Below are 8,227 nucleotides of genomic sequence, written 5' to 3'. Positions count from 1 at the left end.
GATCGAAATCCCGTGGGCAAACATCAGGACCGCCGCACCATTCAACCCGATCAGGTTCAGGCTCGCGATCCCGAGAAAGATGTAGCCCATGTGCATCACGCTCGAGTAACCGAGCATCCAATCGAGCCGTTTCTGCGCGATCGTGACCAGGCCGACGTAAATGATGTTGCCTAACAACAGCGCGATGAGAAGGGACCGCCAGTGCTGCGCACCGTCGGGCAGAAGCGGCAACGCCACCCGCAGCAGGCCGTAGAGCCCGAATTTTTTCAGCACCCCGGCGTGCAGCATTGCGGTGGCGGTCGGCGCCGAACCATAGCCGAGCGGCGCCCAGGTATGGAACGGCCAGAGCGATACGAGGATTCCGAAGCCGAACATGAGCAGGGGAAAGATGAAATGCTGGGCGCTTTGAGCCATCGGCTTGTCCTTGAAATAACCCGTGATTTCCCGGATGTCGAACGTGCGCAGGCCGTCGGGCAGTTGCAGGTAAAGCGCGATGAGGCCGATCAACGCAATGAGCGCGCCAAGGCTGAGGTAAAGCGTGATCTGGAATGTCGCGTAATTCTTTCGCTCGCCCCGCCCCCAGACGCCGATCATGATGAACGTGGGCACCAGCGCGAGTTCGTGGAAAAAGTAGAAGAAGAACAGGTCGAGCGAGGCGAACGCGCCGAGGATGCCGCCCGTCATCACCAACAACAGAATGTAAAACTCTTTTTCACGCGACTCGATTTCCCAGGACACACAGGCGGCGGCGAAGGCGACGAGGGCACCCATCAAAATCAGCCCGACGTTGATGCCGTCCACACCGAGTTTGCACTGGATGCCGAGTGACCCGGCGCCGAGGAAGGGGATTGTGGTGACGAATTGATATCCCGCGTCGTCCGCGTTGAAGCGCCAGAAGAGCGTGACGGCAAGCAGCGCCACCAGCAGAGTGGTTGCCAGCGTCACGAGCCGCATGACGAACCGGTAATTGCGCGGCACGAACGCGAGGCCTATCGCGGCCAGAAACGGCAAAACCAGAATCGAAGCCAAAGAGGTCATCTTGAACGCACCGCAGAGACGCAGAGACGCGGAGAAAGAATCCTTCTTCCGCCGTTCTGCGCCTCCGCGTCTCCGCGGTTAAAATTCTTCATATTATTTACCTAAAACGAACCACAGCACCACCGCCACGCCGAGCACAAAGAGAAAGGCATAGGTCTGGAGGTTGCCGGTCTGGAAGAGGCGCAGCGCGCGGCCCGTCAGATCCGTGCCGCCGCGCACGAGACCGACGCAAAATCCCTCGACAATCCATTGATCAAACCAGTCTGCGACAGCCGCGGCGGCATCGTGCAGTTTGATGACTGTGGCTTCGTAGAATTCGTCGAAGTAAAAGCGGCTGCGCAAAGCTGCGGACAGCCCGGTGAGTCTGGCGGACAACGGATCGACCTTTGCCCCCGCGTAGAACTTGTAAGCCGCAAAGAATCCAATGGCGACCGCCGCCAGACCGATGAACACAACCAAAGGGTCGTGTCTGAATGGGTAGGTGAGTTGTTCCATTGTCCCGCGAGGAAATCCCTTGTCTTCAAATCCAAAGACGTAACAGAAAAGGCGTTCGATGCCAATTATGCCGCCGACCAATGAAAAAGCGGCCAACGCGCGCAGCGGCCAGATCATGACGCCGGGCGATTCCCGCGCCTGTTCGGCCTCGTGCGCCTTGGGCTCACCGAGGAACGCGACGAACAACAACCGGAACATGTAGAACGTGGTCAGCGCCGCGACGAACACGCCGAGGGCGAAGAGCAGCCAGTTGTGTTGCTGCGCCGCCCGCGCCAGGATGGCGTCCTTCGAGTAGAAGCCGCTGAACGGCGGGCCGCCGCAGAGCGCGAGCGTCCCGACGAGGAACGTCCAGAACGTCACCGGCATTTTATGGCGCAGGCCACCCATTTTCCAGATGTCCTGCTCGTGGTGCAACGCGATGATGACCGAGCCGGCGCCGAGGAACAGGAGCGCTTTGAAGAACGCGTGCGTGGTGAGGTGATACATCGCTGGGGCCGGGCCGCCGAGTCCAACCGCCATGACCATGTAGCCGAGTTGTGAAAGCGTCGAGTAGGCGAGGATGCGTTTGATGTCGTTCTGCTGAATCGCAATCAACGCGGCGAGCAAGGCCGTGAAGCCGCCCACCGACGCGATGACCTGAAGCGCCGGGGCGTTGAAGATAAAGATCACCCGGCAGAGCATGTAAACGCCCGCGGCCACCATTGTCGCCGCATGGATCAGCGCGCTGACCGGCGTGGGACCCTCCATCGCGTCCGGCAACCAGACGTGCAGCGGGAATTGCGCGGACTTGCCGGCGGCGCCGCAGAAAATCAGCAACCCCGCGGCCGTTGCCATCGGGCCGAACAACGCCGGATTTTGTTTCAATTGATCTTCGATCAACGAGAAATTGAGTCCGCCGGCCAGCGACCAGACCATAATGATGCCGAACAGGAAACCGAAATCACCAAGGCGATTGGTGATAAACGCCTTTTTTGCCGCGTCGGCCGCAGCGGGGCGATCGAACCAGTGGCCGATGAGCAGGTAACTGGAGACACCGACCAGTTCCCAGAAGATGAACATCATCAGAAAATTGTTCGCCAGCACGATGCCGAGCATTGAAAAGGTAAACAGGCTCAATCCGGCGAAGTAACGCGAGAAACCGCGGTCCTCACGCATGTAACCCAACGAGTAGATGTGGATCGCGCCACCAACGCCCGTGACGATGAGCAGCATCATCAGACTGAGCGGATCGAGCCGCAGGCCGAAGTCCACCTGTAAATCGCCGACCTCCAGCCAGGTCACCAATGTTTCCTTTTTCAAGGGCTCCCAGCCGTTGACTGCGATGAAGACCACACTTAGCACGAAGCCGGCGATGATGGCGCCGATGGAGAGTTTGGCGCTCAGTTCCCGATTTTTTTTCGTGAACAGCGCGATGGCCGCCGCCGAAAGCAGCGGCAGGGACAGGATGAGCCAGGGGAGGAATTCGAGTTTCATCTAAAGAAGCCGCGCCAAATAAAATAGGCAAAAACCAAGGAGTAGCTGAGCCAATAAAAAGCTGTGCTCACGATTCGCAAGCGAGGGTGCCTGTACCACCAATCAGCTCTCTCATCTTCTTTCGCTCTATACCAATCATCTGAAAAGAAGAATGCCCGGTATCCTAAAAAACAGGCAACTACCGCCGACAAGACCAAGCAGATGGCGAAAAAGATTTTGAAATCCGGGATGAACCAACAGAGCCAGACCGTCATCAACACATAAAGACAGGCGACGCCAAAACCCATGAGGGTTCGTCTTCTTTTTGAGTGGCTCCAGCTTTTCATTGCATGCATCAGAGCTTCATCGTGGTCAGGTCCTCCACGTGCGCGGTCTGGCGCTTGCGATAAAGCGCGACGATCAGCGCCAGGCCGACCGCCACTTCCGCTGCCGCAACGGTGATGATGAAGAAGACCATCACCTGTCCGTTGAGCCTGTCGTTGAAGCGGGAGAACGCCACCAGCGCAAGGTTCGCCGCGTTGAGCATCAGTTCCAGCGACATGTAAATTATCAGCAGATTGCGCCGCATGATGACGCCCAGCAAACCGAGGCAGAAGAGCAACACGCTGACGACCAGGTAATGTTCGAGGCCGACGCTCATTTCAGGTCTTTCTTGCTCAACAAAATCACACCCACCATCGCGACCAGCAGCAGCACGGAAAGGATTTCAAACGGGAGCAAATACTCGGTGAACAACATGCGGCCAAGCGCCGGCGTCGAGCCTTCAACGGTTGGCGAGATCGTGCGGGCGGCGGAACCGGAACCGGCGATGGCCCGGATGAAAATGGCGGTGATGGCACCGACAGAGACCAGTCCGGTGGCAATGCCGAATTTGTTGAACTTGCGCCGCTGCTCCGCTTTCAGATCAAGGAGCATGATGACGAAGAGGAAGAGCACCATTACCGCGCCGGCATAAACGAGGATTTGCACCGCCGCGAGGAAGAAGGCGTGCAGGAGCACGAACAACCCGGCCATGGAAACGATGGTCAGCACGAGAAACATCGCGCTCGTGACCGGATTCCGGCTGAAGGGATTGGCCACCACCAGCGCGCCGCACAGCAGCGTCAGGAACGCGAAGACATAAAATAAAATCTCTTGCGTCATCTTTCTTGCGCCTTGTTCAAACCTTCTTCAATTGTCGCAACGGCATCAGCGACTGAAATTGTGAAAACGCCACCCTTACCGGAGCTGGCTGCATCGCGCCAAAGCTCATAACCTTTTTGGAAATTGGTCAACTTACCGCTGTCGCTGACCTTAGCCGTAACACTCTCCTTAACCGCGGACTCATCGAAGGGCATGTGCGGAACAACGTCCTGAATTCCTTTGGGTGTCCTAATCTTCAAACCCGTAATCCCGACGTGGACAATTGTTTTCCATCCGGGAGCGGTTTCGACCTTCAAAATTACAAGTGACGAGCCGTCTTCGGTCGGTCGTGTCTTGTAGTTCCAGACTTGCCCGACTTTGAACTCAGATTTGTTCGTGTCTGTAAACATCGTGTTCTTTTCTCTCTGTGAACAACCGATAAGCGTTGCGATCAGCAGCACTGAACAGAATCGAGTTGTTAGCCGGAGAAGGTTGTTCATTGCTAAACCTCCCCCGGAAAGGTTGCCTGCGCCTTCGCCTCTTCGAGTTTCTGTTTCCACTTCTGAATGCCACGGTGCTCGCCGCCAAGCTCGAGCAGTTTCTCTTTGTTATAGATCATCTCCTCGCGACTCGTGCCGGTGAGCGAGTAGTCCTTCATCAGGAAGATCGCCTCCTCGGGGCACACCTCCTGGCAATAGCCGCAAAAGATGCAGCGGAGCATGTTGATCTCGAATTCGAGCGGGATCTTTTCCGCGTTCGGGCGGTCGGCGGGCGGGCCGTCCGGTCCGGGAGGAATAATCCGGATAGCCTTGGGCGGGCAGACGAACTCGCAAAGCTGGCAGGAGACGCATTTGGTGTTGCCTTCCTGATCCCGCACGAGATAGGGCGCGCCGCGATAACCTTCGGGCACGACCCATTTCTCCTCGGGATACTCCATCGTCACTTTCTTTTTGAAGAAATGACGCAGCGTGACCTTGAGCCCGGCGATGATCGCCGGCAGGTAAAGCCGCTCCCACAAGGTCAGTTGTTTGCGTTGAACAATCATTTCAAATTCTTTTCACCGCGGAGACGCGGAGCCGCACGGCTGCGCTTCTTCATTCTTCTCCGCGCTTCTGCGGTTAACTTCCGCTTCTCCACCACAGCACGAACGCCGTCACGAGAATGTTCGCCAGCGCGAGCGGAATGAACCGGCGCCAGCCCAGGTCCATCAACTGGTCATACCGGAAGCGCGGCAACATCCAGCGCACCCAGATGAACACCACCATGAGAACCAGAACTTTTCCGACGAAAATGCCGATGTGAACCAGCCCCATCAGGACCGTGGCCGCCGGTTGATCCATTCCGGCGAACGGCAGCGTCCAGCCGCCGAAAAACAACGTCACCATCATCGCCGAGCCGGCGACCATGTTTGCGTATTCGCCCATGAAAAAGAGCGCGAATTTCATCGAGCTGTATTCGGTGTTATAACCCGCGACCAGTTCGGTCTCGCATTCCGGCAGGTCGAACGGCAATCGGTTGGTTTCGGCAAACGCCGACACCAGGAAAATGAAGAACGACAGCGGCGCATAAAGAATCAACCAGCCGTGCCGGGCCTGATATTCGATTACCTGGCCCAGGTTCAGATTGCCGACCAGCAGGAACAGGGGAATGACGCTCATGCCCATCGCGATTTCATACGAAATCATCTGCGCGCTCGAGCGGATGCCGCCGAGAAACGGATACTTCGAGTTCGCCGCATAACCCGCCAGCACGATGCCATACACACCCAGCGACACGATGCCGAACGTGTAAAGGATGCCCACATTCAGGTCGGCGATGACCATGCGTTGATGACCGAGATTCGAGCCGAACGGAATCACCGCCACCGTGAGAAACGCCGGGATGAGAGCAATCGCGGGCGCGAGCCAGAAGTAAGCCTTGCGCACATAGGAGGGCGTGAAGTCCTCCTTGAGCAAGGCCTTCAAACCGTCGGCGATCGGCTGCCAGAAACCGATCCTTGTCAGAAACGGACCGATCACGGGCACGCTTCCGACCAGCGGCAGGGCGACGCGATTCGGACCGACGCGGTCCTGAATGAACGCCGAAATCTTGCGCTCCGCCAGGACCGAGTAGGCAAACATCGTCAGCACCGCGCCGATCACGCAGACGATCTTGATCAAACTGAAGAGGATAAAGTTCCAGTCCATGCGCGATTAAATCTGAACCGTCACGCCGGTGTCACCAAGAGCGGCCCAGGTGAGTCCGTTGAACGCCGGAACTTCCTTTGCCATCTGGTTGAACAAGCCTTCGATCGTGACAAAGCCGTTCTGCCCCGTGACGTCGAAGACCAGTTCATGCAGGAATTCCCATTCCGGTCGTGCGTCGCCGCGCGGCTCGACCGCCTTCATGAATTTCTGCACGCGGCCTTTGACATTGGTAAAGGTTCCACGCTTCTCGGCGTGCGCGCAGCCGGGCAACAGAAAATGCGCCGCCGCAGTCGTCTCGTTCGGCAAAATGTCGCTGACGATGAGCGTCTCCAGTTTGTCGAGCAAATCCGTGCCGATGCCGCAATTTGTCACGTCTTCTCCGAAGACAATTAACGTCTTGATGCCGGCGTTACGAATGCTTTCGGCAATCCTCGGGAGGTTTGATCCCATCGGCTCCGCGCCAATGCCGGTCAATCGCGCGCCGTTCGTGTTCGGATTTTTGTCCGCGTTGACCAGCAGTTTGTCGCCCTCGCCGGTGCGCGGGACGGAGTCACTGATTGCGCCGAGTTTCGATTTCAGTTTGCTCAGCAACCAAAGTTCTTCATTGGTTTGTCGAGCCGAGGCGACGATAGCGACTGAACCTGCCGGCGCGTTTTTCAATTTGTCAGCAACTTCGTTCAGCGCCGATGTCCAGGTCGTCGGACTCAACACGCCAGACTTGCGACTCAAGACTTGAGTGAGCCGGTCCGGTCGGCCCGCCCATTTGTAATTCAGCCGTCCGGCGTCGCACATCCAGCAGGAATTCACCGCCTCGTTCTGCCGGGGTTCGTAGCGATAGATTTTTTCCTCGCGCGAGCCGATGACAATGTTGCAACCCGTGCCGCAACTCGCGCAGATGGACTTTGTTTCCTTCAAAAACCAGACGCGCATCTGGAAGCGAAAATCCTTCGAGGTGAGCGCGCCGACCGGGCAGATGTCCACCGTGTTCAGCGTGTAATTGTTGTCGAACGGCCTGCCGGGTTGATGGGTGAGCGTGTTGTAGCTGCCGCGACTCGCGAAACCGAGCGCGTCATCGCCGACGATGTCTTTCGTGAACCGGACGCAACGAGAGCACAGAATGCAGCGCTCGTCGTCGAGCACGATGCGCGGGCCGAGATCAACAGCCTTTGGTTTGTGAACTTTCGCCTCGGCGAACCGGCTGGCCGCCTGGCCGTAGTCCACGGAATATTCCTGAAGTTTGCATTCCCCGGCCTGGTCGCAAATCGGGCAGTCGAGAGGATGGTTGATGAGCAGGAACTCGAGAACGCTTTCGCGCATCTGCTTCGTCGCGGGCGAACCCGGGTAAATCTCCATGCCGGGCGAAATCGGCGTGGCGCAGGCGATGGCGCCGCGTGGTGTCGTGGGCTCGTAAGGCAGCACTGATCGTGCGATCTTCGGTGTGCCGTCCTCATTCAAGAGCGGCTTGCGATCTGGCCCGATCATCGGCGTGCCGAACTCGACGAGGCACATGCGGCAGTTTCCCGCGACGGGCAGCTTCGGATGATAGCAATAATGGGGCACCTCGACTCCGGCCAGCCCGCAGGCCTGCAGCATCGTCGTGGGTTGCAGCTTACCCTGCCAGTCCGGCATCAGCTTCGGCACCTCGATCTCGCGCCCGTCCACCTTGATCCGGATCTTCTCGACCGGCGGCGGCACTTTTTTGGTTTCAGTTGTCGTTGCGCTCATCGTGTTACGGATTGCGACTCGTCCTCCTCTTCATACGGACAACCACACGCGAAAGCTTGCCCACCGCAAACCGGACAACGCTCAATGTCACACCCAACAACGTGAAATTGTCCTTTGAGAACGGCGCAATCACCACACGGGTGCTCGTTTGCTCCCCAATCATCGGTTTCATTACCATAACGAACACG

10 protein-coding genes are annotated in these 8,227 nt (G+C 57.7%); all 10 read right to left on the bottom strand.

Annotated elements, in window-relative coordinates; translation table 11 throughout:
• Nucleotides 1-1,038: NADH-quinone oxidoreductase subunit M (locus VN887_02350; protein ID HXT38843.1), on the bottom strand; the 1,038-nt coding region annotated here is incomplete at its 3' end.
• A 93-nt stretch (nucleotides 1,039-1,131) separates the two neighbouring features.
• Nucleotides 1,132-3,006, bottom strand: a complete 1,875-nt coding sequence (nuoL, locus tag VN887_02345) for an NADH-quinone oxidoreductase subunit L (protein HXT38842.1) — start codon at nucleotides 3,004-3,006, stop codon at nucleotides 1,132-1,134.
• On the bottom strand, nucleotides 3,003-3,293 hold the full coding sequence (locus VN887_02340; protein ID HXT38841.1) for a hypothetical protein: 291 nt from the start codon (nucleotides 3,291-3,293) through the stop codon (nucleotides 3,003-3,005). The genes nuoL and VN887_02340 overlap by 4 nt, the downstream gene beginning before the upstream one ends.
• A 47-nt stretch (nucleotides 3,294-3,340) precedes the next feature.
• Complete coding sequence (gene nuoK / locus VN887_02335; protein HXT38840.1) at nucleotides 3,341-3,646, bottom strand: NADH-quinone oxidoreductase subunit NuoK; 306 nt, start codon at nucleotides 3,644-3,646, stop codon at nucleotides 3,341-3,343.
• Nucleotides 3,643-4,149, bottom strand: coding sequence for an NADH-quinone oxidoreductase subunit J (locus tag VN887_02330; GenBank protein ID HXT38839.1), 507 nt, complete (start codon nucleotides 4,147-4,149; stop codon nucleotides 3,643-3,645). Before VN887_02330 ends, nuoK begins: the two co-directional genes overlap by 4 nt.
• Nucleotides 4,146-4,628 carry a hypothetical protein gene (locus tag VN887_02325; protein ID HXT38838.1) on the bottom strand — a complete coding sequence of 161 codons (483 nt, stop codon included), beginning with the start codon at nucleotides 4,626-4,628 and terminating at the stop codon, nucleotides 4,146-4,148. Before VN887_02325 ends, VN887_02330 begins: the two co-directional genes overlap by 4 nt.
• Before the next feature lie 2 nt (nucleotides 4,629-4,630).
• A complete protein-coding gene (locus VN887_02320) occupies nucleotides 4,631-5,173 on the bottom strand; it encodes an NADH-quinone oxidoreductase subunit I (GenBank protein ID HXT38837.1) in 543 nt (180 codons plus the stop codon).
• A 73-nt stretch (nucleotides 5,174-5,246) separates the two neighbouring features.
• A complete protein-coding gene (gene nuoH / locus VN887_02315; GenBank protein HXT38836.1) occupies nucleotides 5,247-6,314 on the bottom strand; it encodes an NADH-quinone oxidoreductase subunit NuoH in 1,068 nt (355 codons plus the stop codon).
• 6 nt (nucleotides 6,315-6,320) lie between these two features.
• Nucleotides 6,321-8,039, bottom strand: a complete 1,719-nt coding sequence (locus tag VN887_02310) for a molybdopterin-dependent oxidoreductase (GenBank protein HXT38835.1) — start codon at nucleotides 8,037-8,039, stop codon at nucleotides 6,321-6,323.
• Between the two features lie 4 nt (nucleotides 8,040-8,043).
• Nucleotides 8,044-8,227, bottom strand: a 184-nt coding sequence (locus tag VN887_02305) for a hypothetical protein (GenBank protein ID HXT38834.1), incomplete at its 5' end; no start/stop codon positions are given.

It is taken from the genome of Candidatus Angelobacter sp. (genome assembly GCA_035607015.1).
Lineage (GTDB): Bacteria > Verrucomicrobiota > Verrucomicrobiia > Limisphaerales > AV2 > AV2.
Note: the sequence above shows the minus strand (reverse complement) of the source record. Positions and strands in the feature narration are given on the sequence as shown.

Coding starts and splice junctions, on each gene's coding strand:
- nuoL (HXT38842.1), bottom strand. CDS start 3,006: ATGAAACTCGAATTCCTCCCCTGGCTCATCCTGTCCCTGCCGCTGCTT.
- VN887_02340 (HXT38841.1), bottom strand. CDS start 3,293: ATGGGTTTTGGCGTCGCCTGTCTTTATGTGTTGATGACGGTCTGGCTC.
- nuoK (HXT38840.1), bottom strand. CDS start 3,646: ATGAGCGTCGGCCTCGAACATTACCTGGTCGTCAGCGTGTTGCTCTTC.
- VN887_02330 (HXT38839.1), bottom strand. CDS start 4,149: ATGACGCAAGAGATTTTATTTTATGTCTTCGCGTTCCTGACGCTGCTG.
- VN887_02325 (HXT38838.1), bottom strand. CDS start 4,628: ATGAACAACCTTCTCCGGCTAACAACTCGATTCTGTTCAGTGCTGCTG.
- VN887_02320 (HXT38837.1), bottom strand. CDS start 5,173: ATGATTGTTCAACGCAAACAACTGACCTTGTGGGAGCGGCTTTACCTG.
- nuoH (HXT38836.1), bottom strand. CDS start 6,314: ATGGACTGGAACTTTATCCTCTTCAGTTTGATCAAGATCGTCTGCGTG.
- VN887_02310 (HXT38835.1), bottom strand. CDS start 8,039: ATGAGCGCAACGACAACTGAAACCAAAAAAGTGCCGCCGCCGGTCGAG.